Origin of the sequence: Serratia sp. H402Y (assembly GCF_051172415.1) — a bacterium.
In the GTDB taxonomy this organism is placed as follows: Bacteria; Pseudomonadota; Gammaproteobacteria; order Enterobacterales; family Enterobacteriaceae; genus Serratia; species Serratia ureilytica.
Window position 1 is genome coordinate 932,392 of record NZ_JBPIYZ010000001.1, and the last position, 24,403, is coordinate 956,794.

At 60.2% G+C, this 24,403-nt stretch carries 25 protein-coding genes; 10 read left to right on the forward strand and 15 right to left on the reverse strand.

The annotated features are described in order from the left end of the window. Positions 1–56 precede the first annotated feature (56 nt). The gene (locus ACSBQS_RS04595) at positions 57–1,370 is read right to left on the reverse strand and encodes an MFS transporter (protein WP_434989765.1); all 1,314 of its coding nucleotides are present in this window, start codon (positions 1,368–1,370) and stop codon (positions 57–59) included. A gap of 384 nt (positions 1,371–1,754) precedes the next feature. Between ACSBQS_RS04595 and ACSBQS_RS04600 the strand changes: the two genes are divergently transcribed. Next, entirely contained in the window at positions 1,755–2,057 is a 303-nt protein-coding gene (locus ACSBQS_RS04600; RefSeq protein ID WP_033633403.1) for a putative quinol monooxygenase, read from the forward strand. Between the two features lie 111 nt (positions 2,058–2,168). Here the strand turns inward: ACSBQS_RS04600 and ACSBQS_RS04605 are convergent, their stop codons facing one another. From ACSBQS_RS04605 to ACSBQS_RS04635, 7 genes are all read right to left on the reverse strand, one after another. Continuing rightward, entirely contained in the window at positions 2,169–2,738 is a 570-nt protein-coding gene (locus ACSBQS_RS04605) for a hypothetical protein (RefSeq protein ID WP_226772991.1), read from the reverse strand. Continuing rightward, positions 2,713–3,279, reverse strand: a complete 567-nt coding sequence (locus ACSBQS_RS04610; protein WP_042784150.1) for a GNAT family N-acetyltransferase — start codon at positions 3,277–3,279, stop codon at positions 2,713–2,715. The genes ACSBQS_RS04605 and ACSBQS_RS04610 overlap by 26 nt, the downstream gene beginning before the upstream one ends. Positions 3,280–3,414: 135 nt before the next feature. Further along, positions 3,415–4,134 carry an enoyl-CoA hydratase-related protein gene (locus ACSBQS_RS04615; RefSeq protein WP_434989768.1) on the reverse strand — a complete coding sequence of 240 codons (720 nt, stop codon included), beginning with the start codon at positions 4,132–4,134 and terminating at the stop codon, positions 3,415–3,417. Next, a complete protein-coding gene (locus tag ACSBQS_RS04620) occupies positions 4,127–5,299 on the reverse strand; it encodes an MFS transporter (protein ID WP_434989770.1) in 1,173 nt (390 codons plus the stop codon). The genes ACSBQS_RS04615 and ACSBQS_RS04620 overlap by 8 nt, the downstream gene beginning before the upstream one ends. Further along, a complete protein-coding gene (gene hemA / locus ACSBQS_RS04625; RefSeq protein ID WP_042784152.1) occupies positions 5,296–6,507 on the reverse strand; it encodes a 5-aminolevulinate synthase in 1,212 nt (403 codons plus the stop codon). Before hemA ends, ACSBQS_RS04620 begins: the two co-directional genes overlap by 4 nt. A 15-nt stretch (positions 6,508–6,522) precedes the next feature. After that, complete coding sequence (locus ACSBQS_RS04630; protein ID WP_342162919.1) at positions 6,523–7,734, reverse strand: acetyl-CoA C-acyltransferase; 1,212 nt, start codon at positions 7,732–7,734, stop codon at positions 6,523–6,525. A 9-nt stretch (positions 7,735–7,743) separates the two neighbouring features. Beyond that, positions 7,744–9,273 carry a 3-hydroxyacyl-CoA dehydrogenase NAD-binding domain-containing protein gene (locus tag ACSBQS_RS04635; RefSeq protein ID WP_042784155.1) on the reverse strand — a complete coding sequence of 510 codons (1,530 nt, stop codon included), beginning with the start codon at positions 9,271–9,273 and terminating at the stop codon, positions 7,744–7,746. A 347-nt stretch (positions 9,274–9,620) separates the two neighbouring features. Between ACSBQS_RS04635 and ACSBQS_RS04640 the strand changes: the two genes are divergently transcribed. From ACSBQS_RS04640 to ACSBQS_RS04650, 3 genes are all read left to right on the forward strand, one after another. Continuing rightward, positions 9,621–10,337, forward strand: coding sequence for an autoinducer binding domain-containing protein (locus tag ACSBQS_RS04640; protein WP_033642622.1), 717 nt, complete (start codon positions 9,621–9,623; stop codon positions 10,335–10,337). 179 nt (positions 10,338–10,516) lie between these two features. Beyond that, a complete protein-coding gene (locus ACSBQS_RS04645; RefSeq protein ID WP_033642623.1) occupies positions 10,517–10,945 on the forward strand; it encodes a universal stress protein in 429 nt (142 codons plus the stop codon). 177 nt (positions 10,946–11,122) lie between these two features. Then, complete coding sequence (locus ACSBQS_RS04650; RefSeq protein ID WP_033642624.1) at positions 11,123–11,803, forward strand: hypothetical protein; 681 nt, start codon at positions 11,123–11,125, stop codon at positions 11,801–11,803. A gap of 46 nt (positions 11,804–11,849) precedes the next feature. Here the strand turns inward: ACSBQS_RS04650 and ACSBQS_RS04655 are convergent, their stop codons facing one another. From ACSBQS_RS04655 to ACSBQS_RS04675, 5 genes are all read right to left on the reverse strand, one after another. Further along, positions 11,850–12,863: an Ldh family oxidoreductase gene (locus ACSBQS_RS04655; protein ID WP_033642625.1), complete on the reverse strand. Its 1,014-nt coding sequence runs from the start codon at positions 12,861–12,863 to the stop codon at positions 11,850–11,852. An 18-nt stretch (positions 12,864–12,881) separates the two neighbouring features. Next, positions 12,882–14,447 carry an APC family permease gene (locus ACSBQS_RS04660; RefSeq protein WP_262825309.1) on the reverse strand — a complete coding sequence of 522 codons (1,566 nt, stop codon included), beginning with the start codon at positions 14,445–14,447 and terminating at the stop codon, positions 12,882–12,884. A 44-nt stretch (positions 14,448–14,491) separates the two neighbouring features. Beyond that, a complete protein-coding gene (locus tag ACSBQS_RS04665; RefSeq protein WP_197749734.1) occupies positions 14,492–16,108 on the reverse strand; it encodes an aldehyde dehydrogenase (NADP(+)) in 1,617 nt (538 codons plus the stop codon). 54 nt (positions 16,109–16,162) lie between these two features. Beyond that, positions 16,163–17,083 (reverse strand): dihydrodipicolinate synthase family protein, encoded by a 921-nt coding sequence (locus ACSBQS_RS04670; protein WP_434989774.1) that lies wholly within the window; start codon positions 17,081–17,083, stop codon positions 16,163–16,165. A gap of 207 nt (positions 17,084–17,290) precedes the next feature. Further along, positions 17,291–18,145: an AraC family transcriptional regulator gene (locus tag ACSBQS_RS04675; RefSeq protein ID WP_033642629.1), complete on the reverse strand. Its 855-nt coding sequence runs from the start codon at positions 18,143–18,145 to the stop codon at positions 17,291–17,293. A 387-nt stretch (positions 18,146–18,532) separates the two neighbouring features. Between ACSBQS_RS04675 and ACSBQS_RS04680 the strand changes: the two genes are divergently transcribed. Genes ACSBQS_RS04680 through ACSBQS_RS04695 form a run of 4 tightly spaced genes read left to right on the forward strand, consistent with a single transcriptional unit; the run spans position 18,533 to position 22,122 of the window. Then, the gene (locus ACSBQS_RS04680) at positions 18,533–19,480 is read left to right on the forward strand and encodes a 4-hydroxyproline epimerase (protein WP_434989776.1); all 948 of its coding nucleotides are present in this window, start codon (positions 18,533–18,535) and stop codon (positions 19,478–19,480) included. Next, positions 19,480–20,604, forward strand: a complete 1,125-nt coding sequence (locus ACSBQS_RS04685) for an NAD(P)/FAD-dependent oxidoreductase (RefSeq protein ID WP_434989778.1) — start codon at positions 19,480–19,482, stop codon at positions 20,602–20,604. Before ACSBQS_RS04680 ends, ACSBQS_RS04685 begins: the two co-directional genes overlap by 1 nt. Further along, positions 20,601–20,861 carry a (2Fe-2S)-binding protein gene (locus ACSBQS_RS04690; protein ID WP_164106138.1) on the forward strand — a complete coding sequence of 87 codons (261 nt, stop codon included), beginning with the start codon at positions 20,601–20,603 and terminating at the stop codon, positions 20,859–20,861. The genes ACSBQS_RS04685 and ACSBQS_RS04690 overlap by 4 nt, the downstream gene beginning before the upstream one ends. After that, a complete protein-coding gene (locus tag ACSBQS_RS04695; RefSeq protein ID WP_342162908.1) occupies positions 20,854–22,122 on the forward strand; it encodes an FAD-dependent oxidoreductase in 1,269 nt (422 codons plus the stop codon). Before ACSBQS_RS04690 ends, ACSBQS_RS04695 begins: the two co-directional genes overlap by 8 nt. A gap of 47 nt (positions 22,123–22,169) precedes the next feature. Here the strand turns inward: ACSBQS_RS04695 and ACSBQS_RS04700 are convergent, their stop codons facing one another. Next, a complete protein-coding gene (locus ACSBQS_RS04700) occupies positions 22,170–22,529 on the reverse strand; it encodes a hypothetical protein (RefSeq protein WP_033642634.1) in 360 nt (119 codons plus the stop codon). Positions 22,530–23,071: 542 nt separating this feature from the next. On the opposite strand from ACSBQS_RS04700, the gene ACSBQS_RS04705 reads away from it, so the two are divergent. Together ACSBQS_RS04705 and ACSBQS_RS04710 are read left to right on the forward strand one after the other, a co-directional pair. Then, positions 23,072–23,386, forward strand: coding sequence for a hypothetical protein (locus tag ACSBQS_RS04705; protein WP_033642635.1), 315 nt, complete (start codon positions 23,072–23,074; stop codon positions 23,384–23,386). A gap of 174 nt (positions 23,387–23,560) precedes the next feature. Beyond that, on the forward strand, positions 23,561–23,992 hold the full coding sequence (locus ACSBQS_RS04710) for a hypothetical protein (RefSeq protein ID WP_033642636.1): 432 nt from the start codon (positions 23,561–23,563) through the stop codon (positions 23,990–23,992). Positions 23,993–24,009: 17 nt separating this feature from the next. Here ACSBQS_RS04710 and ACSBQS_RS04715 read toward each other — a convergent pair whose 3' ends face one another. After that, positions 24,010–24,351, reverse strand: coding sequence for a GlpM family protein (locus tag ACSBQS_RS04715; RefSeq protein ID WP_025302360.1), 342 nt, complete (start codon positions 24,349–24,351; stop codon positions 24,010–24,012). Positions 24,352–24,403 lie beyond the last annotated feature (52 nt).

Consider the following 24,403-nt stretch of genomic DNA (forward strand, 5'->3'; position numbering starts at 1 on the left):
AGGGCTGACTGTCAGTGTCCCATCCGCAGGTTCAATAATGGCTAAATAACGCGTCGCTATCCGGTTATCTCTGCGTCTTGCTTGCGTGCATCAGCATGCCGATGTCTGAGCGCCCCTAACAGCACGGCGCACAGCAGCGAAAAGGCGGCCAGCACCAGCGGCCCGGCATGCGGGCTGTGAAAACGCTGTTCCGCCTCAGTGCGGATCAGCGGGGCTAAAAAGCTGAATGCGGCGCCGAGCGTGGTGCAAAAACCGATGCCGGCCGCCAGCGCCGGACCGGTGAGCAGCTGAGCGGGAAACGTCCAGAAAATGGGTTGTACCGCCAGAAAACTGACTGCGCAACAGCTCAGGGCGACGATAGCGAGCAACGGGCCGGCATAGGAAGAGACGACCAACCCCAGCGCTGCCGCGACCATGCAGCCAACGGCGATCGGCAATCTTCTGGCGGTTTTTCTGTCGGCATAGCGCGGCAGGAAATAGACGCCAAGCGCGGAGCATGCCCAGGGAATGGCGGCCACCAACGAGGCCTTGAAGCCGAGATGGGTGCCCATCAGCGAGGCGATCTGCGACGGCAGAAAAAACATCAGGCCGTATACGCCGATTTGCAGGGTGCCGTAGATCAACGCCAGATGCCAAACTTTGCCGCTTCTCATCGCCGCTTTAACGCTGTTGGTTTCGGTACGCTGCTGTTCAGCGGCCAGCTGTGTGACCAGCGCATTACGTTCTTCCTCGGTCAGAAAGCGGGCCTGCCCTGGGCTATCGTCGAGATAGAAAAAGGCGAAGACGCCGAGGACGACGGCCGGCAACCCTTCCAGCACGAACATCCAGAACCAGCCGGGCTTGCCCAACACGCCGTGCATCTCCAGCAATGCCCCCGACAGTGGTGAGCCGAGCGTCAGGGCCGCCGGTACGCCAAGCACGAAAATGCCAATGACCGAGGCGCGCACCTTATTGGGAAAGTAGATCGACGCCAGCAGCAGGATGCCGGGGTAAAAGCCAGCTTCGGCGATCCCCAGCAGAAAGCGCAGGACAATAAATTGCTGCTCGTTGGCCACCAGCCCGGTACAGGCCGACAATGCCCCCCACAGCGTGGTGGTGGCGCTGAGCCAGCGTTTGGCGCCCCAGCGATTCATCAACAGGTTGGCCGGAATGCCGAACAGCGCATAGGCGGCAAAGAATATCCCCGCGCCCAGCGCAAAGGCGGATTGCGACAGCGCGATATCGATGGCCATCGCGTCTTTGGCAAAGCCGACGTTGACCCTGTCGATAAACGCAATGAAGTACATGGCGAACATCAATGGCACCAGTCTGCGCCAGGTTTTGCGGATGGCGGCGTTGAGCGCTGGAGCGGCATAGGTGGCGTGATTCACTGGCGGTAACCTCGCTTCTGAGAATGATAAACGTCGGTCATAAGGACCGTCCTGGCGCCGTGGCCCATCATGCGGCGATGACATGGCTTTTCTGCGTGAGCCTTAAAGGTCTAAAGGACTAATGGTCAGGCCTTTAGGGGCGAAAAAAACGCCGCGTATTGCGTCGGCATATCGGTACAGATATCACCATGGTGAATGGTGTGTTGCCTTTTTGTTAATTGAAAGTTCACACAGGGCCAGGAGGCGTTCAAGCGCTTTGATCGAGATCTGTGTGCGCTATCACCGAATTGGGAACCCGATGACAGACACTGGAGAGTGGCGCTTTCATCTCGCGAGGGAGGGCGATAAGGTGAAGCACGGCACAACAGAACGCAGGAGCGCAACATGCTGAAGGTCATTGCTGAAGATTTCATTCACCCGGAACACATTGACACCGTTATGCCGTGGTATCGCGAGCTGGTGGAGAAAACCCGGCAGGAGCCGCTGTGCATCAGTTATGAACTGTGCATCGACCAGCAGGATCCCGGGCACTTTATTTTTATCGAAAGCTGGCCGGATCGCGCGGCGCTCGAAGTGCATTGCCAGACCGAGCATTTCACCCGGCTGGTGCCGCAGATCAATCAGTATCAGCGCAAGCCTTGCACCTTCCTGTTTATGCAGGCGTTCCCTGAAACAGGCGATAAATAGGCGAAAAAATCCCCGCAGGGGGCGGGGTCAATGGCTTCTCAACACTATCTTGTTGTGATTAAAAAATAGGCTGATAATGATTTTCATTCTCTAAGAATGCTCTTAAATTAATCAATCTGGTGAATGATTCGCCGTCTGCTTTTCGCTGGCGGTTTTAATGGCGCGCAGCATGCGGCGTCTTATCAACCCACTCACCAGGCGAATCGCATACCAGTAGGGGGTAAACCGCCGCCGGCTGGCGCTGTCGGGGCAGAAGATGCGCGTTTCCGTTACCAAGCGGCAGCGCCCACCCTCCAGCGGGCTCGCGGCATACCCCAGCGCCAGTTTGGCGACGCCGGGCTGAGCGAAGGCCTGAAAGTCCGCCCCGTCAGCGACCTTCACCAAACCGTATTCGGCCTGCCAAAACCGGCCGATCAGGCCATAGACCAACGCGGTTTCATCCTGCTCAAGCAGGCAAAAGTTATGCAGGCCAAACGGCGGAGGACGAGGCTTATCGCGTGGCATCAGCCGCGCGGGCAATTCGCGCAGCGCTATCATGCTGCGGAAAAAACGATCGCGCTTGGGATCGTAAGCGGCCACGGCGTCCAACACCCGCGATTGCGGCGCGGTGATGACGATCGTATGCCGCTCAGAGAACTGGTATTGCCCGAGGTATTTATTCAACAGCGTCATGTTGTTCATGCTCTCGCCATTCGTTATGCAGCAGGGCGAAACCGAATTCATCACCCCATGCGCCTTTGAAAAACACGTTTTGCCGCCAACAGGCCTCACGGCGAAAGCCCAGCTTGCTGAACAACGCGGCGGCGCGAAGATTACGCGCGTCTACCACGGCGGTAATGCGGTGTTTCGCCAGCGGCCCGAACAGCAGGGCGATGACGGCGCTTAGCGCCTCGCGCGCCTGTCCTTGCCGCTGATGAACCGGATCGAAGGTCACGCCCAGTTCAGCCTGACGCCCTTCATCGAAAAAATGCACCGCGACATCGCCCAGCAACGCGCCGTCCTCGCGGCGCTCGACCGCCAGTTGAAACCAGCTGTCATCACGGTTGAACGCGAGCCGCTGTTGCTGTGCGAAAAAGGCCTGCGCCTGTGCGGCGCTGTAGTCGCTCCAGCTCTGGTAACGCGCCACGTCAGGATGGTTGCGGTAGGCGGTAAAGTGGGGCAGATCGTCGGCGGTGAACGGGCGCAAGATCAGTCTGGGGGTCAGCAGAGGCAAGTGGCGCATTATTTTTCCTTATCAGCGCATGAGGGCTACCGGCAGTGTAGCCCAGCGCCGAGAGGCGGGCTGCGTAAAATGAGCTGTGGCGGGGAGGCGCAGCGGGAAATGCCGGCTCAGGCAAGCCGGCAAGCAATAAGGGGGTTAACGACGAGCGGCCGCCTGACGCAGGCGTTCGACCGGCGCCTGCTGAAAATCGAACGATGGCGCCTCGCGCTGCGTCAGCCCCTGGCGCACGATGGCCTTCACGGCCAGGCTGGCGGCGAGATCCTTCCCGGCGATCTGCTCGGCGATGCGCAGCGCTTCCTCCCGGGCCGAGCCCTCGCTGATACGGGAAATGGCGCCGTGTGACAGGGCCTCCCGCGCACCGACGGTTCTGCCGGTCAGCAGCCAGTCGAGGGCGACATAGGGAGAAACTCGCGCCGGCAAGCGCGCGCATCCGCCTTGCGCGGCGACCAATCCGAGCCCGGTTTCGGGGAAGCTGAAGCGCGCGTTCTGGCTGGCGACGATCAGATCGCAAGCCAGGGCGAGCTCAAAGCCGCCCCCGTAAGCGATGCCGTCAACGGCGGCGATGATCACCTTGGCGATCTGCGCATGGATCAGTCCCCCGAATCCCTCCGGCGTGACGATGGGCAGTTCGCCCTGTCGGAACGCGTTAATATCCATGCCGGCGGAAAATACCGCCGGCTGACCGGCCAGGACGATCGCGCGTATCGTATCGTCATTATCCGCCTGCCGCAGGTAACTGCGGATCAACTCGGCCATCTGCAGGTTGATGGCGTTCTTTTTCTCCGGCCGATTGAGGGTGATGACCGCAACCTGCGCGCCATAACGTTCGTAAAGCACCGGCGGTGATTCACTCATCGCTGGCCTCCCCGCGGAAAAAGATCAGCGTCAGCAGCAGGGCGATGGCGCCGAGCGGCAGCGAAAACAGCGGTAAATAGTGGGCCGGCAACGCGTAGAGCGTCAGGCCGCCCAGCATGCCGCCCGCCGCGATGCCGGCGTACAGCACCGAGCTGTTGAGCGACACGGTCAGCGCGCCAAAACGCTTCGACAGCGACAACAGGTGATGTTGGATCGGCACCAGATACATCCAGCCGGTGATGCCCCAGATAAGAAAGATGGCCAACACCCACCACGGTGAGGTGACGTAAAAGGCCAGCAGGAACAGGGACAGCGTCTGGATCGCCACCGAAAACAGCAGCACGAATTTGCTGCCCAGGGCGTCGGTCAGCGCGCCGGAGGCAAAATTGCCGATCACCGCGCCAATGCCGAACACCAGCAGCGCCAAAGGCAGAATGGCCTCCGGGCCGAACTGGGTGTCTTTCAACAGCACGCTGACGTAGCTGTAAACAATGTGCTCCGAGCACACGGCGAAAAAGGTGATCAGCAGCGTGGTCAGCACCGCCTTTTGCCGCAGCGGGGCGAGCCGTTCTTTCAACGAATGTTTGCCTGGCGCCGCAATAGCGCGCAGCGCCAGCGACAGGCCGAGCAGCGCCACCGCCCCCAGCAGGGCGATGAACAGAAAGATGTCGCGCCAGCCGATCAGTTTGGCCAGAAAGGTGCCGAACGGAATGCCGAGCGCGATGGCCAGCGTCATGCCGCCATAGACGATGGAAATAGCCAGGCCGCGGCGTTTTTCCGCCACCAGCCCCACCGCGGCGGCGGCGGCCTGCGGGGTGTAACAGGCCGCGCCCAATGCCGCCAGCACTCGGCCGAACGATATCTGCAGGTAGCTGGTGGCCCAGGTGCAGGCCAGGTTGCCGGCGATGAACAGCACCAGCGCCAACTGCAGGATGTGCTTGCGGTTGACGTTGCCCAGCAGCCAGGCGGTCAGAGGCGCAAACAGCATATAGGCCAGCGCGAATACCGATATCAACTGCCCCGCTTGCGCGGGGCTGACGGCAAAGGTCGCGGAAATGTCGCTGAGCACGCCGGCGACGATAAAGGCGTCGGTGCCGATGGCGAAGGTGCCGGTCGCCATCAGACACAGCGTGACCAGATGGCCGTTATAATCCGCTAACTTCATCCCGCCCTCCGCAGATCGTTTACCGCCCAGACCCGGCTCAACGCCGCCAGGAAGGTCTCCACGTCGGCATGGGAATGCGCCGAGGTCGGCGTCACCCGCAGCCGCTCGCTGCCTGCAGGCACCGTCGGGGCATTGACCGGTTGCACGTAAATATCGTGCTCATCGAGCAGCACTTTACTGATGTGTTTGTTGCGATGGGGATCGCCGACCCGCAGCGGCAGGATATGGCTATCTGCCGACACCAGCGGGATGCCGGCGGCGCGCAGACCGGTCTTCAGGTGATCGACGATCGCCAGCAGGTGCTTGCGTTGGGTGTCGTGCTCGAGGTTGTATTTAAAGCTGGCCAACGCGGCGGCCACCACCGGCGCCGGCGACGAGGTGCTGAAGACGAATGCCGGCGCCCAGCTGCGCACGGCTTCCACCACCGAACGGGGCGCGGCGATATAGCCGCCCGCCGCACCGTAAGACTTGCCGAACCCGCCCTGGATAATGGTGATTTTATCCAACAGGCCCAGCTGTTCGGCATAGCCCAGCCCCCGTTCGCCATACACGCCGGCCGAATGAATTTCGTCGAGATAGGTCAGCGCCTGATACTGTTCCGCCAGCGCCACAATCTGCGCCAGGGGAGCAAAGTCACCGTCCATGGAATACAGCGACTCAAAGGCGATCAGCTTTGGCCGCGCCGGATCGGCGGCCTGCAGCAGCTCGGCGAGGTGCGCCACGTCGTTATGGCGGAAGATTTTTTTCTCCGCCTTGCTGTAGCGAATCCCGTAAATCATCGAGGCGTGATTCAGTTCGTCAGAGAACACGATCAGATCGGGAATGGCGTCGCACAGGGTGGACAAGGTGGCGTCGTTGGCGCCGAAGCCGGTGGTGAACAGCAGCGCCGACTCTTTGCCGTAGGCGCTGGCCAGCAGCGTTTCCAGTTCAGTGTGATAGACCGAGGTGCCGGAAATGCTGCGGGCGCCGCAGGTGCCTAACCCGACTCGGTTAACCGCGTCGGTGGTGGCCAGCAGCACTTTGGGGTGGTGGCTCATGGCCAGATAGTCGTTTGAGCACCAGACGTTGAGACGGCGCTCGCCTTGCTGCCCGTGGCTGGTGGCCCAGGGTTTGTCCTGCACGCCGCGTTCAAGGTTGAGGAACTCGCGAAAACGCCCCTGTTTTTTGGTTTCCGCCAACTTTTCTTCAAGAATGTTCAGTACGCTCATAGCATGTTCCTTGTGTTAAACGGCTTTAAGGTTTAATGACAGCCCCTGACCGACGCCGACGCACATTGTGACCAATGCGTTGCCGGCCTGCCGATCGCGTAATTCCAGCGCCGCCGACAGCACCAGGCGCGCGCCGGACATTCCCAGCGGATGGCCGAGCGCGATGGCGCCGCCGTTTGGGTTGACGCGCGCGTCGCCGGCGTCGATGCGCCAGTGTTTCAGCGCCGCCAGAACCTGCGCGGCGAAGGCTTCGTTAATCTCGATGATGTCAAAATCATTCAGCGTGAAACCGCCGCGCTGCAGTAAGCGCTCGGTGGAGGCGATTGGCCCCAGCCCCATCAGCGCCGGCGCGACGCCGGCGGCCGCGCTGTCGCCGATCTCCGCCAGCGGTTGCCAGCCCTGGCGTTTCACGTAGCGCCCGGAGGCCAGCAGCAGCGCGGCGGCGCCGTCATTGATGCCGGAAGCATTGCCGGCGGTGACCGAACCACCGGCGGCGAAGGCCGGTTTCAGCGCCTGCAACTGCTGCAGCGTGCTGAGCCGGGGGAATTCGTCCTGTGCGAATATACGGGTGGTTTTACGATCCGCCGGCACATCCACGGGCGTGATTTCCCGCGCCAATCGACCACTGTCGATCGCCCGGCGGGCTTTTTGCTGCGAGCCCAACGCGAACAGATCCTGTTCCTCGCGTGAGATACCCTGCTGTTGGGCCACGTTTTCCGCCGTGATGCCCAGCGGATCGCTGCCGTAGCTTTCCGCCAGGCGCGGGTTGACAAAGCGCCATCCCAGCGTGGTGTCGTACAGCTTTACCCCCTTGTCGAACGGCGTTTCGCCCTTGCTCAGCACATAGGGCGCGCGGCTCATGCTTTCCACGCCGCCGGCCAGAATCAGTTCGCTGAGGCCGCTGCGGATTTTCGCCGCGGCGTAGATCACCGCATCCAACCCGGAGGCGCAAAGGCGGTTGAGGGTGATGGCCGGCACCGACTGATCCAACCCGGAAAGCAGCGTCGCCATGCGGGCGACGTTGCGGTTGTCTTCGCCGGACTGGTTGGCGCAGCCCAGCACTACTTCATCCAGATCCTGCTGCACCACCGGATGGCGCTGAAACAGGCTGCGAATAATCGTCGCCGCCATATCATCGGGGCGGGTATGCGCCAGGCTGCCGCCATAGGCGCCGATCGCCGTGCGCGTGCCGTCGATCAGATAAACACCGTCATCTTTAATGCTCATCATGGATCCTTAAGGCGTGGTGGTCAGCGCCGGTTGGGCGGCGTGCAGAAGGGTGTAATGCGGCGCATAGCGCGCCGCGTGCAGCAATTGCGCCAGGTTGCTCAGCGTCGTCCTGACATTTTCCTCCCCGAGGCGAGTGAGCCAGCCGAAAATGCCGTCGGCGTAGTTCACGCCGGCGACGGCGGCGACATCAATGTCTTCCCGACTGCAGACGCCGCTTTCCACCATGATCACCGACTCGTTGATCAGGCTGCTGAGCACGCGGGCGACGATCAAGGCCGGGGAATCCTTGATAAATTCCACCTGCGGGATCGCGGTGTGCAGCAGGCGTAAAAACAGCGCCTTATTGGCCGCAGAGGCGTGGCGGCTATGCGCCGCCACCAGGTACGCCGTATCGCCGTAGTTCAGGGCGACATCGACGACAAAGGCGTCCGCCGCGGTCTGTTCGGCAAGCTGGTTTGCCGTGCGGCCATCGGTAACGCTGACGGTGAAAGCGTCATTGACCTGAATGGCGGCGCCCAGGCCCGGTAATGTCGGCCGTTGTTCCACGCGCAGCCGCGGCCATTGCAGGGCGGCCCGCTGCTGTAGCAGGGTAAAGAGAGGATGTTCACCGTAAATGCGTAGCGTCTCGACCTCCGCATCGACGGCGGCCGCAAGCGGCGGGGGAGATTCTTCGGTGGAAAAATAGGAGCGGCCGTTCTTTTTGCCCAACAGACCGGCATCGACCAGCGAGCGCTGCAGATGGCCCGGGGTATAGCGCGGATCGTACTGCATGTCCTGCCAAATTTGCCGGCTGACCTGATAGTTGATGTCCTGACCGATAAAATCGGTCAGCTCGAGCGGCCCCATGCGAAAGTGTCCGCCGGCTTTGAGGGCGCGGTCGATCTGCGGCGCACGCGCCACGTGTTCTTCCAACAGGCGGAACCCTTCCAGATAGTAGGGGCGGGCCATACGGTTGACGATAAATCCCGGCGTGGCCTGACAGACGACATCGCGTTTCCCCAACGCCGCCACCAGTTGACGGCAACGTTCGGTGGTAACCTGTGCGGTAAAATAGGCCGGAATGATTTCAATCAGCTTCATCAGCGGCGCGGGGTTGAAAAAGTGCAAACCGATAAAGCGTTCGCTGTGCGTCACCGCCGTCGCCAGCTTATTAAGCGACAGTGAGGAGGTATTGGTGGCGATCAGCGTGTCGGGCTTGACCGTCGCGGCGATGGCCGCCAGCACCTCGAGTTTGGCTTGCTCATGCTCTGCGATGGTTTCGATCACCAGATCGCTGTCGGCGATGGCCCCAAATTCCGCGGAGAACGTCAGATTAGCCAGCACCGCGTCTTTGTCCTGCAGCGCGAGCTTGCCCTGTTCCACCTTTTTGTTCAGGTCTTGCACGATAGCGTCGCGAGCTTGATTGAGGGTATTGCCGTTGCGATTATAAAGCACTGTACGAATGCTTTTTTGCGCCAAAAGATAAGCGATGCCTCTGCCCATCGTTCCCGCGCCGATAATCGCAGCCGATTGAATTGCCGCATTACTTTCTGCCATAGAAAATCCCCGTTACTGTATGCCATGCGAAATTCGCAAATGCTTATTATCTCTTTGGATTTACGGCGGCACCGGGTGCCTGTGAGGAAAGTAATTGGCGGTGTCTTGGCTGTCTAACGGTAGAAATGACAGGTTTACCTGCAGACGGGGTTATGCTATTCGCGTAGTTTTGCGGCTCAGCCCAATAAAAAGGCTTATTCTGAGGGAAATAAACCGGGGAATAGCTTTTTTCGTTATAGCGTTCGTATTTTTTATTATATGAAACGGCTATTGGCGCCGGGCGGCGATATCCTATAGTGAGTCTGACCTATCGATAAATCGACATCGCTATTTGGAGAACCTGCGTTATGGATACCCGCACTCAACGGCTCATGGCGGAGGTGATTGGCAGTTTGACCGATCGCGAACGTTTTCTGACCCAACTGGGGCGCTGCGTCGAGGCGCTGGGTTTTGATTATTTCTCCTACATCGTTTTTTCCTGTTATCCGGCGAGCCGGCCAAAAATGCGGGTTGAAGGAACGTTTCCGGCGCGCTATCTCGAGGATTATCGGCGGCAGCGGGCGTATTTGCAGGATCCTGTCATCGAGCGAGCCCACCATTCCACGCTGCAATTCCAGTGGGACGAAAGTTTTTATCACGAGCGGCCGGCGCTTTGGCAGCGCATGTCGCAGTTTGGTCTGCACACCGGGTGGTCGCAATCGGTCAAGGATTGCTATGGCCGCCTGGGGATCCTGACTTTTGCCGGCAAGACGCTGCCGCAGCAAACGCCGCAGGCCGGCGCGGTGAATGAACTCTTTTTCCTTTGGCTGGCGCAAACCGCCCACAAAACGCTGCGTGAAGCGTTGATATCGGTGAACGACGAAGCGATAAAAGATGTGCTGACGCTGCGCGAGAAAGATATCTTGCGCTGGTGCAGCGAAGGCAAAACGGCGGAAGAGATCGCGCTGCTGATGGGGGTGAGTGAACGTACGATCAATTTCCATATCGGTAACTCGATTAAAAAACTTTCGGTCGCCAATAAGACCGCAGCCACCGCCAAAGCCGTTTATTTACAGCTGATTTAATTGCGAGAAATAAATAATTAATCGCCTATCAGTTAGCGGCGCGATGTTTATATTTTGTTAAATTAAGCATTGTCCTTATCAGTATTTACCTCCGATCACAAAAGCGTGATAAAGCGGTTCACCGCGCCCGTGCGCGGCAGTACTCTGTAGGCACCCGGTTTACATAGAAAGGATGTGATATGTACAAGACTATTTTAGTGCCGATAGATATTGAAGAGGATCTGTTGACCGAGCATGCGCTGAAGCATGTGGAATATTTGGCGAAGATGTCCGGCGCTAAAGTGCATTTTTTCCATGCGCTGCCGGATGCCTCGGCTTTTGTTACTGCCTATTCGTTCGGTCTCAAGGAGTTTGAGAATCAGGCGGAAGTGAAGGCGGTGGAGAAGCTGAAGAAAATCATGTCGGAAATCGATCTGCCGTTAGATCGCCTCAATTACACCGTCAGCTTTGGCTCTGCGCGCGATCAGGCGCTGGAACTGGCGGAAGAGATCGACGCCGATCTGATCATCATCGGTTCGCGTCGCCCGAGCGTGAAAACTTATCTGTTGGGCTCCAACGCCGCCGCCATCGTTCGCCATGCCAATATATCGGTGATGGTGGTCCGATAATCCTCCTTTAAGCCCGCCGTTTTCATGCGCGTTCTGCGGTCGCCGGTCGGCCGCAGAACGCAGGCTGCTTTATTGCCATCTCAGCCTGAGCTGCTACGATTTTAGCTGACGTTTTTTATGCCGACCGGGCCAGCGGCCTTGCGCATATTCTTTATTTCAGCCAGAAGAGGGGCAGCCATGCCATTAGAAGTCGATGGGATCATCAGAGGCGATCGAGGCAGTGAACCGAGCCATTGGCAACATACGCCAACCAAACCGCTTATCACGCTGACCTGGCATCACACCATCCCCTGGAACTGTTTACGCAATGTCTGGAATGGTCTGGTGGCTGGCGAGCACTGGAACGCGCTCGACGAGTTTATGAATCTGATCGGTGTGCCTAACCGCGCCGAGGTGCTCAAACAGATCAAGAATGAAAATCTGCAGGATCGCGATGGGTTACATACCCTGGTGACCTGGCAAGGCTGGAATATCGTCGAGGGTCCGGGTAACGAATATCGCGCGCAGGGTGACGATCCCGGTGAAAATTTCGACGACTGGTCCGGCAAAGGCATGAGCACGAATCAGCAAGCGACGCTACAGCAGGTCAAAGTGTTGTATCAGGTGATGGCACCGCTGGGAAGCCGCGCGCTGGACGCCGCCAGACAGGCGCCGAACATTACTGCGGAAGAAGCGAGCGTCTTGCAACGAACGATTAAACAGACCCGCCCAACGTTGCGCGGAAAGGAACCGATCCGGTGGCAAGAGGGCATGTGGCACAAAGTGCAACCTGGTAAAGAGGCGAAACATTTCGCCCAATGGGACAGCAAACCCGTGTGGCGCAAGCGCCTGCACAGCGACTTGGCTCAGGCAGGCTAAACTTCGCCCCGCGCCGGATTGGCGGCGCGGGGGCATCAATTCGGCGCTAATCGCACAGCGCCGCTATCTCGTCGTACAGCGTCCTGGGGATTTCCACGCCGTATTGTTCGCTGTGGCGTCGTTGCCGATAGCGCCGCTCGCCGGGAATGCGTGCGCCTTGCGCTTGCATGTCGGCAAACATCGCCTCCGCGCTGGCGAAATACCGCTCCTTATCCGCGCCGAGAAAACGCTCGGGATCCAACGCGATGATCAGTTCACCGCCGTAGGGCGATGAACCCGTGCCGTCGTCATAGGCCAGCGATTCTTTGCTGGTCATGTCGCCGATCAGCGGCCCAGCCAACAATTCAACCATGGCCGCCAGCGCCGAGCCTTTATGGCCGCCGAAAGTCAGCATCGCGCCCTCCAACACGCTGGCGGCGTCGGTGGAGGGGTTGCCTGCCTTATCAATGCCCCAGCCTTCCGGCAGCGGGGTGCCGGCGCGGCGATGCAATTCGATTTCGCCGCGCGCCGCCGCGCTGGTGGCCATGTCGAACAAAAACGGCGGCCGAGCCGGGCGCGGCCAGCCGAAGGCGATGGGGTTGGTGCCGAATAGCGGGCGTGAGCCGCCGGCCGGCGTCACCCAGGCGTGGCTGGGCGTGCAGGCTAAGGCCACTAAACCCTGTTCGGTCAGCGGTTCGATGTCGGCCCACAGCGCGGAGAAATGCACGCAGCGGTTGATCGCCAGGGCGGCGATGCCGTTGGCGCGCACCTTATCGATAAAGGCCGGCAGAGCGGTGCGGTAGGCGAGCAGGGAAAAGGCGCCGCCGGCATCGGCGCGCAAGATGGCCGGCGCCTGGTCGAAGAGCCTGGGTTTCGCATCGGCAGAGACTTTGCCCGCCCGTAATGAGCGGACGCAGCCCAACAGCCGGTACAACCCGTGCGAAGCACAGCCGTCGCGCTCGCCCTGAATGACATTTTGCGCCACTGTCTCGGCATGCGCCTGATTGAAGCCGTTGCAGCGCAGTGCGCGTAGCGCCAGTTGATAAGCGTGTTCCAGCGACAAAACGTGCATGGTTGTCATTTCGATGTCCTCCCTGGGTCATTCTTCTTCATCGCCGATAAAATTGGCCTGGGGTAAACAGGTATAGGCGCCCCAGTAGTAAATCGCCAGCGCAATCACCGCCATGGTGAGGGTGTCCCACGGATGAGCAATAGCGCCGATGCCGCCGAAACTGCTGAGGTAGGAAAGCGCGATCGTCAGCGCATAGAAGACGATTAGCCACAGCGAGGACCAAATTTGCTGCCTGAGGCTAACGGCGTGGGTCGGCACCTGATTCTTGAACAGGATGTAGATGAAGAACATCAGTATCTGCAAGCCGAGCAGCCAGGAGACGGTGTCCCAGCCGGACCAGAAGACGATCAGCGCCGAAATGATAAATGACAGCGGGCCGAGCACGCAGAAACCGCGCACCCGGAACGGACGCGGCATATCGGGCGCATTGCGCCGCAGCCCGGCGGCGGTGACCGGGGCGATGGCGTAACTCAGCACCAGCGCGGCGGACACCACGCCGATCAGCTTTTCCCACGATGGGAACGGCAGCGTCCAGAAGACCGAGAGGGCGAAGGTGAGCCACAACGCCGGGCGCGGGATACCGGATTCACCATCCACCCGGGTGAACAGTTTGAAGAAGGTGCCGGCGCGCGCCCACCCGTAGATCACGCGAGGCGTAGCGTTCATGTAGATGTTGCCGGTGCCGCTGGGCGAAACGATCGCGTCGCTGACCACCAGAAACGCCAGCCATCCCATGCCGAGCGTGATGGCGATATCGCGGAAAGGCAGGGAAAACTGTTGGCTGATGCCGGCCCAGCCGCCGCTCAGCATCTCGCTGGGGATACTGCCGAGAAACGCTATCTGCAGCAGCACATAGATGATGGTGGACAGCACTACCGACAGGATCAGCGCGATGGGAATGGTGCGCTGCGGTTTTTGCACCTCGCTGGCGACCGAAATGATCGGCGTCAGGCCGAGGTAGGCGAAGATGATGCCGCCGGCGGAAATGGCGGCTTCAACCCCGGCGGAGCCGAAGGGGGCAAAGCCCTGGCTGTGCAGGTTTTCCGGTTTGAAAAAGCTGAACAGCACCACGATCACCAACAGCGGCACCAGAAACTTCAGCACGCTGATGAGATTATTGGATTTGGCGAAGGTTTTGACGCTGTAGTAGTTGAGCGCGAAGAAAAAGCACAGCAGCGCCAACTGCACCAGCCAGCCGATCGCTGTCGGATCGCCGGAACCCGGCTGGCTGAGGAGCGGGAACCAGGCGGCGGCGTACTGACGGGCGGCGACGACCTCGATAGCGATCAGGCTGGAGAAGGCGATCAGCGTGATAAACCCCAGCAGATAGCCCATCAATTCGCCGTGCGAGAACACCGGATAGCGAATGATGCCGCCGGCGCGCGGCAGGGCGGCGCCCAGCTCGCAGTAGACGATGCCCAGCAGCAGCACCGCCAGGCCGCCGATCAGCCAGGAATAGATGCCGGCGGGGCCGGCGATGGAGGAGACATGGCTGGCGGCGAACAGCCAGCCTGAGCCGAATATGGCGCCCAGACCGATGAACGTCAGATCGGTGAGCGTAAGCTGCTTCTTGAATTTGCCTTGGGTTGTCATGGTATTACCCTTTTGTTATTGAGTGGCAGGCAGATGCGGCCGGGCTAATGTTGGGCAGGTGAAACTATGGGATCTCGGGTGTAAACGCCGTTCACCAGCCGCAGCAGGTTGAGCGGGTTGGCGTCCTGCAGCGGCGGCGGCAGCAGCGCCGCTGGGGTGTTTTGCAGGCAGACCGGCCGCAGGAAACGCTCGATGGCCAGCGTGCCTACCGAGGTGCCGCGTGCGTCGCTGGTCGCCGGATAAGGGCCCCCGTGCACCATGGCGTCGCACACCTCTACCCCGGTTGGATACCCGTTGAACAGCACCCGGCCGGCTTTGCGCGTCAGCAATGCCGTCAGCCCGGCGGCCATATCGAGATCGCCGTCTTCCGCCAGCAGCGTGACGGTCAGCTGGCCTTGCAACGCCGCCAGCGCCGCATGCAGCTGCGCTTCGTTATCTACCGCCACCAGCACGCTGGCCGGGCCGAAGACCTCTGTTTGCAGCAGCGGATCGGCCTGCAGCAGCAATGTTTCCTCCGCCTGATAAAGCTGCGCCGCTGCCCGGTGGGGCAGAATCTCGCGCCCCCCCGCCAGATGCCGTATGTGCGGATGGGCATCGAGCGCGGCCAGCCCGCGCCGGTAGTGCTCCAGCGTGCCGGCATTCAGCATCGGCTGTGGGGGGGCGGCGTCGACCAATGCGCTCATCTTCGCGGCCAACCGTTCGAAGGCGACGCCGCGCAGCGCGACGATCACGCCGGGCTTGGTGCAAAACTGGCCACAGCCGAGTGTGAAGGAGGAGACCAGTTCCTGCGCGATGTGCTGCCCGCGCCGAGCCAACGCCTGCGGCAGGATCACGACCGGGTTAATGCTCGACATCTCGGCGAAGACCGGGATCGGCTGGGGACGCTGCGCGGCCAGATCGAACAGCGCCCGGCCGCCTTGCAGTGAGCCGGTAAACCCCACGGCCTGAATCGCCGGGTGCTGCACCAGCTCGGCTCCGACACGGTTGCCGAAGATCATGTTGAAGACGCCGGCGGGCATGCCCATACGTTCCCTTGCGCGCTCGATCGCCTGAGCGGTCAGCTCGGCGGTGATCATATGGCCGCTGTGTGCCTTGAACACGACCGGGCAGCCGGCGGCGAGCGCGGCGGCGGTATCACCGCCCGCGGTGGAAAACGCCAGCGGAAAGTTGCTGGCGCCGAACACCGCCACCGGACCGAGCGCCGTGCGATATTGACGCAGATCGGGACGCGGCAGAGGAGAACGCAGCGGCAACGCGCAGTCGATGCGCACGCCCTCGACGTCGCCGCGTCGCAGCAGCGTGGCGAACAGCCGCATCTGGCCGCTGGTTCTGGCGCGTTCGCCGCTTAACCGCGCCGGCGGCAGGGCGGTTTCCTGCATGGCGAAGGCGAAGAAGGTCTCATCCAACGCGTCCAGCTCCTCGGCGATGGCGTCGAGAAAACTCGCGCGTTGTTCGGCGCTGCATTGCGAATAGGGATCAAAGGCCGCCGCGGCGGCTTCGGCGGCGGCGGCGGTTTCTGCCGCCGTAGCCTGGTGGAAGCGGTAGCCGGTCGGCTGACCGTCGTCGGCGCGCAGGCTGAGCAGCGCCGCTTCTCCCGTAGCACGGCGCTGGCCGCCGATAAATTGTTGGCCGCTGATGGCGGCATCGCGAGCGTTGGGCATGGGTCCCCCCGGTAGAGAAAGTGCGACGCCCGGCGTGGCCGGGCGGTGAAGGCGTTACAGGCCGATGTTCGGCAGCGCGGGACGAGTGGCCAGCGCTTTATCGATCACGGCGTTGATTTCGGAGAGCGTTTCACCCTGCAGCGCCAGACGCGGCGGGCGAGTGATGGCGCTGCCGCGGCCGACCCGCTGTTCGCACAGCTTGATGCATTGCACCAGATCGGGGCGGGCATCGAGATGCAGCAGCGGCATGAACCAGCTGTACAGCGCCAGCGCTTCCTCATAGCGTTTTTCCTTCGCCAGACGGAACAGGGTTTCCCCTTCGCGCGGGAAAGCGTTGGACATGCCAGAGATCCAGCCTTGCGCGCCGACGGCGATGCTCTCCAGCACCACATCATCCAATCCGGCGAACAGTACGAAGCGATCGCCGACTTCGTTGCGCAGATCGATAAAGCGGCGGGTGTCGCCCGACGAGTCTTTGAAACACACGATGTTCTCGCAGTCGACCAGTGAGGTCAGGATGTCGGGCGTGACGTCATTTTTGTAAATGGGAGGGTTGTTGTAGACCATGATCGGCAGATCGGTAGCGCCGGCGACGCTGCGAAAGTGCGCGGCGGTTTCGTGCGGCTTGGCGGAGTAGACCAGCGCCGGCATCACCATAATGCCGTCGACGCCTGCCTTTTGCGCTTCACGCGCCATGTTTTGCGCGAAGGCGGTGGTGAATTCGGCGATGCCGGCGATCACCGGCACTTGGCCGTCGGCGGCGTCCTTTGCCACTTCGATCACCGCCAGCTTTTCCTGTACCGTCATCGAGGTGTTTTCACCGACGGTGCCGCAGACGACCAGGCCGGAGACGCCGTCGCGCACCAGGTTTTTGATCACCGTATGCGTGGCGTCGAGGTCCAGAGAAAAATCGTTGCGGAACTGGGTCGTCACCGCCGGGAATACGCCGCTCCAGCTTAGGGTTTTATGGCTCATCGTGTTTGTCCTGTCATTCGAAAGTGTTAATAAAAAGTGAATCTTTGGTGAGGCTCACCGACAGATTGACCGGTATTGCACAGGGAGGCTTGACGCTTTTCGCCGATTGCTGCGACGAAATTGGCACAATGGCGCCGGAAAGCGGGCATGCAGAAATCGGGCGCCGGTGCGCCATAAAGAATGATTTTAATTTGGTAAATCAGCGTATTAAGCGGAAAGTGTCAGGCGGAAATCGCGCGGCGTGGAACCGGTCATCGCTTTGAACTGACGGCTGAAGGCGCTGTGATCGGTATAGCCGCACTGCAGCGCGATGTCGGTGATCGGCAGCTCGCCCGCCAGCAGTTCCGTGGCCTTTTCCAGCCGCACTTTGTGGATCATCTGGCGCGGAGTGAGGTGGAAGATACGTTTGCAGTAGCGTTCTATCTGCGCCACCGATAACCCGGTCAACGCCGTCAGCTCCTCGAGCGCGATCGGCCGGGCGTAGTGGCGGCGGATGTATACGTCGATCGCGGCCAGCCGTTGGTAAGCCGGATGATTGGCTTTGGCCTCTTGCAGATCGTGTGAAATGCCCGCCATTCCGATGATTTTTCCCTGCGCGTCGTACAGCGCCAGCTTTTGCGTCAGGCACCAGCCGGTTTCACGGCCGTTGTACAGGTGCATTTCCAGCTGATCCTGGATCAGCACGCCGTGGCGCAATACCCGCAGATCTTGCTCGGTGTAGCCTGATCCGAGCTGCGCGGGGAAAACGTCGGCGGACGTCTTGCCCAGCAGCGGCGCGACGGTCTTGAAGCCGCAGCGCCTGGCCAGCGTCAGGTTGGCCAACAGGTAGCGCGCCTGGGCGTCTTTGATAAAGAACACCACATTGGGAATCGCGTTCAGCAACGGCGCGATCAGCGCCAGCGTATTGAGCAGATCGCGCAGGTTGTTCGGACGCTGCTGCGCCAGCCCGTCGCACAGGCGCGACAAATGTTCGACGGCGAAAACGTCCTCCTGATCCGGCAGCTCCACCAGGGCAGGCGGTGAGGGAGAAATCTGATGTTGATGGTCTGAAATGGATCGCATAGCAGTCCCTTTTCGGTCGTTAGCCGGAAAAACAGGCGGCCAGGTTGGCGCTTTCGCATCAATATTAACTTTTTTGTAACGAATCAAGCGCTATTTCCGGCTGGCTACCAAATATGCGGATCGCCGCATACTTTTGCCGGACGGCGCGCGCCGGTTGCTTGAAAACTGCGGTATTTCTCGCTACGCGGTGGTCTAGCATGAAAGTAACGTCATGATAAATAAGTTATTATTATGGTTGCGTTAAACGTATGCCCGTGATGGGCCAGGCTAGCCTGTCCTCATTGTGCTGATTTCTTCATTCGCCACGCCGAAACGCATCAAGCCGTCATGCGCGCATTCGTTCAGGCTAACGCCATTGGTAACATCTCATTAACCCTGGAGACGCCGATGGCACTTTCTGCGCATATCACCGCTTTGCGGGCGATCGATTCTCATACCGGCGGGGAGCCGACCCGGCTGATCGTCGAAGGCTTCCCCGACCTTGGCGAAGGCAGCATGGCGGAACGGCGGGCGCATTTCGCGCAACATTATGACGATTGGCGCTGCGCGGTGATGCTCGAACCCCGCGGCAATGACGTGTTGGTGGGGGCGTTGCTGTGTCGGCCTTGTTCGCCGCAGGCTACCGCCGGGGTGATCTTTTTCAACAACACCGGCTATCTGGGCATGTGCGGCCACGGCACTATCGGGCTGATTGCTTCGTTGGCGCATCTCGGGCGCATCCGCGCCGGGCATCATCTGATCGAGACCCCGGTCGGCCCGGTGAACGCCACGCTGCATGATGACGGCAGCGTTACCGTAGAGAACGTGGCGGCTTATCGTTATCGCCACCAGGTGCGAGTTGAGGTGGCCGGTTACGGCCCGGTGACGGGGGACATTGCCTGGGGGGGAAACTGGTTTTTTCTCATCGGCGAGTCGCCGTTGACCATCGATAAACACAATCTGGAGGCGCTGACCGCGTTCACCTGGGCGGTCCGGCAGGCGCTTGAACAGGCGGGCATTCGTGGCGAAGACGGCGGGGCGATCGACCATATCGAGCTGTTCGGTGACGATCCGCAGGCCGACAGCCGCAGCTTCGTGCTGTGCCCCGGCAAAGCCTACGATCGATCGCCGTGCGGCACCGGCACCAGCGCCAAGCTGGCGTGTCTGGCGGCGGACGGCAAACTGGCGCCCGATATGCACTGGCGCCAGGCCAGCGTCATCGGCAGCGAATTCCAGGCTTATTACCGCTGGAACGGCGAGCGCATCACCCCCTTTATTCGTGGGCAGGCTTATGTATGCGCCGATAGCCAGCTGTTGCTCGACGAACGCGATCCTTTTGTCTGGGGCATACGCTGATGGGCGGCGGACGGGGAGTTGATGCCATCGTGGTGGGTGCCGGCATCATCGGCGCCGCCTGCGCCTGGCGGTTGGCGAGGGAGGGGTACCGCGTCTCGGTGGTGGACGACTGTCGCGCTGGCGCCACCGCCGCCGGCATGGGGCACCTGGTATGCATGGACGACAACCCGGCCGAGCTGGCGTTGAGCGCTTATTCGCTGCGGTTATGGCGTGAAGTGACGGGCCGGATGCCGCAAGCCTGCGCCTGGCGCGGCTGCGGAACGCTGTGGTTGGCGGAGCAAGCGAATGAAATGGCCATCGCCGAACAAAAGCGGGCGCGGCTGGCGGAGCAGGGCGTGGCGGCGGAACTGCTGACGGCGGAGCAGGTTGCCGCCATGGAGCCGATGCTGCGGCAGGGGCTCGCTGGTGGGCTGCGGGTGCCGGGCGACGGCATTTTGTATGCGCCGCAGGCGGCGCGTTGGCTGTTGGCCGACGCTGGCGTGGCGATCGATGTGGTGCAGGGTGAAGCGATCGCGCTGGACGAGGCGGCTGTGCGGTTGGCGGACGGCAGAGAGCTGGCGGCGCCGGTGGTCGTCTTGGCCTGCGGCCTGCGGGCCAATGATTTGTTATCGCAGCCGTTGCTGCGTGCCAAGAAGGGCCACCTGGCGATCACCGATCGTTATCCGCCGCGGGTGCGGCATCAGTTGGTGGAGCTGGGGTATGGCGCCAGCGCGCATGCCAGCGACGGCGCTTCCGTGGCGTTCAATGTGCAGGCGCGGCCCACCGGGCAATGGCTGATCGGTTCTTCCCGCCAGTTCGATTCCGTCGATTCGTCATTGGATATGCCGCTGCTGGCGGCGATGCTCATGCGCGCGCAGCATTTCTTGCCCACACTGGCGCAGCTGAACATCATTCGCTGTTGGACCGGGCTGCGCGCCGCCTCTGCCGATGGATTGCCGCTGTTGGGCGCACATCCGCGGCATACCTGGTTGTGGTTGGCGTTGGGGCACGAGGGGCTGGGCGTCACGACCGCCCTCGGCAGCGCCGCGCTGCTTGCCGCGCAGATCGGCCGGCAGGCGCCGGAGATTGATGATTCCCCGTATTTGGCGGCGCGGGTGTTTGCCGCCGAGGAGTTGTCCGTATGAAAGAGAGGCAAAACACGCTCGCGTTGAGCATCGATGGCAAACCCTACCGGGTGCCGGTTGGCATCAGCGTTGCCGCGGCGCTCAGTTTGTGCGGCGGGGATCATTGCCGGTGGTCGATTTCACGCCAGCCGCGCGCACCATTTTGCGGCATGGGCGTTTGTCAGGAGTGCCGGGTAACCATTAACGGTCTGCGCCGCCTGGCGTGCCAGACGTTGTGCCAATCCGACATGCGAATTGAGAGGAGCGATGATGAGTGACTTCGATTGCGAGGTGCTGATCGTCGGCGCCGGGCCGGCCGGCATGGCGGCAGCGCTGGCGGCGGCGGAAAACGGGGGGCAGATACGGGTGATCGATGATAATCCGCACCCCGGTGGGCAAATCTGGCGTGATGGGCCGCAGGTGGCTTTGCCTGAAGCGGCGAGACGATATCGGCAGGCGATGGCGGCGCGGGAAAATATTGTGCTGCACTCCGGCTGCAAGCTGGTGGCGCAGTGTGGCGCTAACCGATTGGCGTATGAAGACGCCGAAGGCTGCGGCGTGATTCGCTATCAAAAGCTGATTCTATGCAATGGCGCCCGTGAGCTGCTGCTGCCGTTTCCTGGCTGGACGTTGCCGGGAGTGAGCGGCGCCGGTGGTCTACAGGCGCAAATCAAGCAGGGGCTGGCGATCCGCGGCGAGCGGGTGGTGATAGCCGGCAGCGGTCCGTTGCTGTTGGCGGTGGCGAAAAGTGTGAAACAGGCCGGTGGCGAGGTCGTGCTGGTCGCGGAACAGGCGGCGCTGCGGCGATTGGCGGCGTTCGCCGGCGGCCTGTGGCGTTGGCCGTCCAAGCTGCGTCAGTCGTTTTCTCTGATTCAGACTCATTACCGTGCCGATAGCCGAGTATTGGCGGCATTGGGGCAAGAGCGCTTGACGTCAGTGCGCGTCGGCAACGGCGGGCGGGAAAGTACGGTGGCCTGCGACAGGCTGGCCTGCGGCTTCGGTCTGGTGGCGAATATTGAACTGGCGATGCTGCTGGGATGCCGGATCGCACACGACGCCGTAGCGGTGGATTATTGGCAGCAAACCAGCCAGGCGCAAATTTATGCCGCCGGGGAGTGTACCGGTATCGGCGGCAGTGAATTGGCGCTCACCACCGGCGCCATCGCCGGTTATGCCGCCACAGGACAAAAGGCAAAAGCCGAATCCCTGACGGTGCAGAGGCGGCGATGGCGGCGTTTCGCCACGTCGACAGCGGCCGCTTTTGCGCTTGATAAACGCATGAGTTATCTGGCCAAACCGCAGACGCTGCTGTGCCGCTGCGAAGACGTCACGCTGGAACAGGTATGCCATCAACCTGACTGGAACACGGCCAAGCTGAGCAGCCGCTGTGGTATGGGAACCTGTCAGGGCAAGGTTTGCGCGACGGCGGCGCGGCACCTGTTGGGGTGGCCTTTGCCGCCGCCACGCGTCCCTTTAACGCCGGTGCGGACGGAAACGCTGGTTGCTCTGGGAAGGCATTGCAGCGACGACGATAATTGATGGGGCATCGCGGCAGTGGCGTTTCAGTCCAAATCGATTTCGCTGCATCACCACTGCGGCCAATAGTAGGTTTTCTCTCGCCAGCCCTTGCCGTACATACAAGCCTCGATGGTGGCGTTTCGGGCTGACTGATTGCGATCGGTCTGTACCGTTTTGATCGACGGCTCTTTGTCATAGCGATATCCCGATGGACAATCTTTCTTATTCTTCTCGCAAGGGATGTATTTGTTTTCGTAGCTGAATTCTACGTCCCGCACGACGTCTGGCGGGAAGCGATCGTAGCCCCGACTGCGGCATTCGGCATATTCGGCATTTCGGGTGCTCTCAACTGCGCCGGGTCTTTCCCATTGGGTACAGGCAGTCATCATCAATAACGGCAAAACAATCAAACAACGGTAATTCTTCATGGTGTCCCTAACTCTTCCTCTATCCTGGTGATCACTGACTAGGAATCTTCCCAACCAGCGATGCGAAAAAGTGTAATCAACTGACGACACAATTGGAAATGATAATGGTTATTGTTTAGGTGTGATTGAGGCAACGGCACCCTGAAATGCGCCGTCGGCGATAGGGGAGAGGCTTACAAGGGGCAGATCTGACGATGAGAGTGTGTGGGCAGAGCGATTTTATATCTTTTCTCTTTTTGCTGCATGGCCTGGTCATTATCTCAGCGTTATGAGAGGGAAGAACAGTATGCAAGCTAAGTATTTTCTTATCCTGTTTAAATGGAATTTTGAATTAAGATATTTACCCATGGCCAAGTTTTAATGCACGGTATTAATGCTCTATTTTTTTATTTCTGTTTTTTTATTGTGCCTTTATTTTCGGAATTCTTCCATTAAATACTTTTTAGTTACAGGGAATTCATTTGCATTTTAAATTTGGATTTTTTAAATTCAGCTCAGATGAGGGATAACCGTTAGCGACAGGTTCAAAAAAGGAGTTTATTTTGTCTGGGATAAAGAAAACGCCTGAAAGCCATGGCGGTTTGCCTTCACCATCAGGGGATTATGATAATTTTAAGCACCTTTCCGATGTTGGCACCGTGTTGGGATATGGGCGAACTCGCTTTTATCAGTGGTGCCGCGGACGCGGATTTCTAACGCCGATGAATGTTCCTTCGCATGAAATGCTCAGTCTGGGATATATGGTGGCGGTGCTGTCAGAGACCGGTCATACCCGGGTTTACGTCACGCCGGATGGCTTCAGCTATGTCAGTGATGCGTTTGCGGCAGATATCCAACGCGGCATGGTAAAGTTTTAAATTTGTAAAAATCGCCTTTATTTCAAGGTCTTTAATGCAGAATCTTCTTATCCGGAAAGACGCGCTGGGCGATGAGTGGGAAGTTATCCGATTTTTTCGTCTTTGCGACATGAAGGCTACTGACAGCAGCTATTCTCTTGTTACGATAAGCATTATTTTTTTCAGGAGCCAAGGATGAAGCATTACGCCGCGTTGTTGTTCGCCTCTGCACTGTTGACGGGATGTGCGACCCAAGCCGTACCACCGCAACAGGCTGAATTACCGCCCCCAAGCCGTCTGATGCTTTATCAGAATATCCCGGATACGCCATACGCCACGGTGGTGGTGGTGCGCGACAGTGGAATGCTGGCGGGTAGCTGCCGCACCGGCGTTTATGTGAATGGGGAGTTCGCCGCTTCGCTGGGCGCGAAAGAAAAAGCGGAGTTTCGCGTGCCGCCGGGCAATACTTCGGTGAGCATCGGGCAAGATATGATAGAGAACTCTCTGTGTATTTGGCGAGATACCAGCGGCAGCGTGCCGATGACGCTGCGCGCCGGTGAAAGCCGCTATCTGCGGATCGCCGGCGATCGGCAGCGAGGCTTCGTTTTGCAGGCTGGGCGGCCGTAACCGCCCAGGCAAGGGCGTTAACGCCCTTGCCACCATCCCCACAGTGTAATTAATAGCCACGCCGCCGCAATCCAGCACAGTACCGCCGCACCCAGCGCTAACGACAGCCGCAGACTGTTAATCAGGAAATACAGCGAAATCAAATACACCAGATAGGGCAACACCGCCCACATGCCGAAAATCAGCGTCGTTTTCAGCGCCGCTATTGAACGTTCGCTGCCGACAACATAATGCGCAATCAAAGCGAAAGTGGGGAAGAGCGGGACTAAACCGGCGATATAATAGTTGCGCGTTTTGGCCAGCAGGCCGATCAGAACCACGACCAGCGCGCCTATCAGCGCTTTGACAAGGATGCCCATAACGGTCTCGGGTGTCGGGGGAAAGCCAACACACTGCCCGAAAGCCTGAGCA

Excerpts from the sequence above, each read along its gene's own strand:
- ACSBQS_RS04715 (WP_025302360.1), bottom strand. The coding sequence starts at position 24,351 with ATGGGCATCCTTGTCAAAGCGCTGATAGGCGCGCTGGTCGTGGTTCTG.
- ACSBQS_RS04650 (WP_033642624.1), top strand. The coding sequence starts at position 11,123 with ATGCCATTAGAAGTCGATGGGATCATCAGAGGCGATCGAGGCAGTGAA.
- ACSBQS_RS04670 (WP_434989774.1), bottom strand. The coding sequence starts at position 17,083 with ATGAGCCATAAAACCCTAAGCTGGAGCGGCGTATTCCCGGCGGTGACG.
- ACSBQS_RS04685 (WP_434989778.1), top strand. The coding sequence starts at position 19,480 with ATGGGCGGCGGACGGGGAGTTGATGCCATCGTGGTGGGTGCCGGCATC.
- ACSBQS_RS04660 (WP_262825309.1), bottom strand. The coding sequence starts at position 14,447 with ATGACAACCCAAGGCAAATTCAAGAAGCAGCTTACGCTCACCGATCTG.
- ACSBQS_RS04635 (WP_042784155.1), bottom strand. The coding sequence starts at position 9,273 with ATGGCAGAAAGTAATGCGGCAATTCAATCGGCTGCGATTATCGGCGCG.
- ACSBQS_RS04640 (WP_033642622.1), top strand. The coding sequence starts at position 9,621 with ATGGATACCCGCACTCAACGGCTCATGGCGGAGGTGATTGGCAGTTTG.
- ACSBQS_RS04610 (WP_042784150.1), bottom strand. The coding sequence starts at position 3,279 with ATGCGCCACTTGCCTCTGCTGACCCCCAGACTGATCTTGCGCCCGTTC.
- ACSBQS_RS04615 (WP_434989768.1), bottom strand. The coding sequence starts at position 4,134 with ATGAGTGAATCACCGCCGGTGCTTTACGAACGTTATGGCGCGCAGGTT.
- ACSBQS_RS04655 (WP_033642625.1), bottom strand. The coding sequence starts at position 12,863 with ATGACAACCATGCACGTTTTGTCGCTGGAACACGCTTATCAACTGGCG.
- ACSBQS_RS04675 (WP_033642629.1), bottom strand. The coding sequence starts at position 18,145 with ATGCGATCCATTTCAGACCATCAACATCAGATTTCTCCCTCACCGCCT.
- ACSBQS_RS04680 (WP_434989776.1), top strand. The coding sequence starts at position 18,533 with ATGGCACTTTCTGCGCATATCACCGCTTTGCGGGCGATCGATTCTCAT.
- hemA (WP_042784152.1), bottom strand. The coding sequence starts at position 6,507 with ATGAGCGTACTGAACATTCTTGAAGAAAAGTTGGCGGAAACCAAAAAA.
- ACSBQS_RS04605 (WP_226772991.1), bottom strand. The coding sequence starts at position 2,738 with ATGAACAACATGACGCTGTTGAATAAATACCTCGGGCAATACCAGTTC.
- ACSBQS_RS04600 (WP_033633403.1), top strand. The coding sequence starts at position 1,755 with ATGCTGAAGGTCATTGCTGAAGATTTCATTCACCCGGAACACATTGAC.
- ACSBQS_RS04620 (WP_434989770.1), bottom strand. The coding sequence starts at position 5,299 with ATGAAGTTAGCGGATTATAACGGCCATCTGGTCACGCTGTGTCTGATG.
- ACSBQS_RS04700 (WP_033642634.1), bottom strand. The coding sequence starts at position 22,529 with ATGAAGAATTACCGTTGTTTGATTGTTTTGCCGTTATTGATGATGACT.
- ACSBQS_RS04665 (WP_197749734.1), bottom strand. The coding sequence starts at position 16,108 with ATGCCCAACGCTCGCGATGCCGCCATCAGCGGCCAACAATTTATCGGC.
- ACSBQS_RS04645 (WP_033642623.1), top strand. The coding sequence starts at position 10,517 with ATGTACAAGACTATTTTAGTGCCGATAGATATTGAAGAGGATCTGTTG.
- ACSBQS_RS04710 (WP_033642636.1), top strand. The coding sequence starts at position 23,561 with ATGAAGCATTACGCCGCGTTGTTGTTCGCCTCTGCACTGTTGACGGGA.
- ACSBQS_RS04690 (WP_164106138.1), top strand. The coding sequence starts at position 20,601 with ATGAAAGAGAGGCAAAACACGCTCGCGTTGAGCATCGATGGCAAACCC.
- ACSBQS_RS04630 (WP_342162919.1), bottom strand. The coding sequence starts at position 7,734 with ATGAGCATTAAAGATGACGGTGTTTATCTGATCGACGGCACGCGCACG.
- ACSBQS_RS04695 (WP_342162908.1), top strand. The coding sequence starts at position 20,854 with ATGAGTGACTTCGATTGCGAGGTGCTGATCGTCGGCGCCGGGCCGGCC.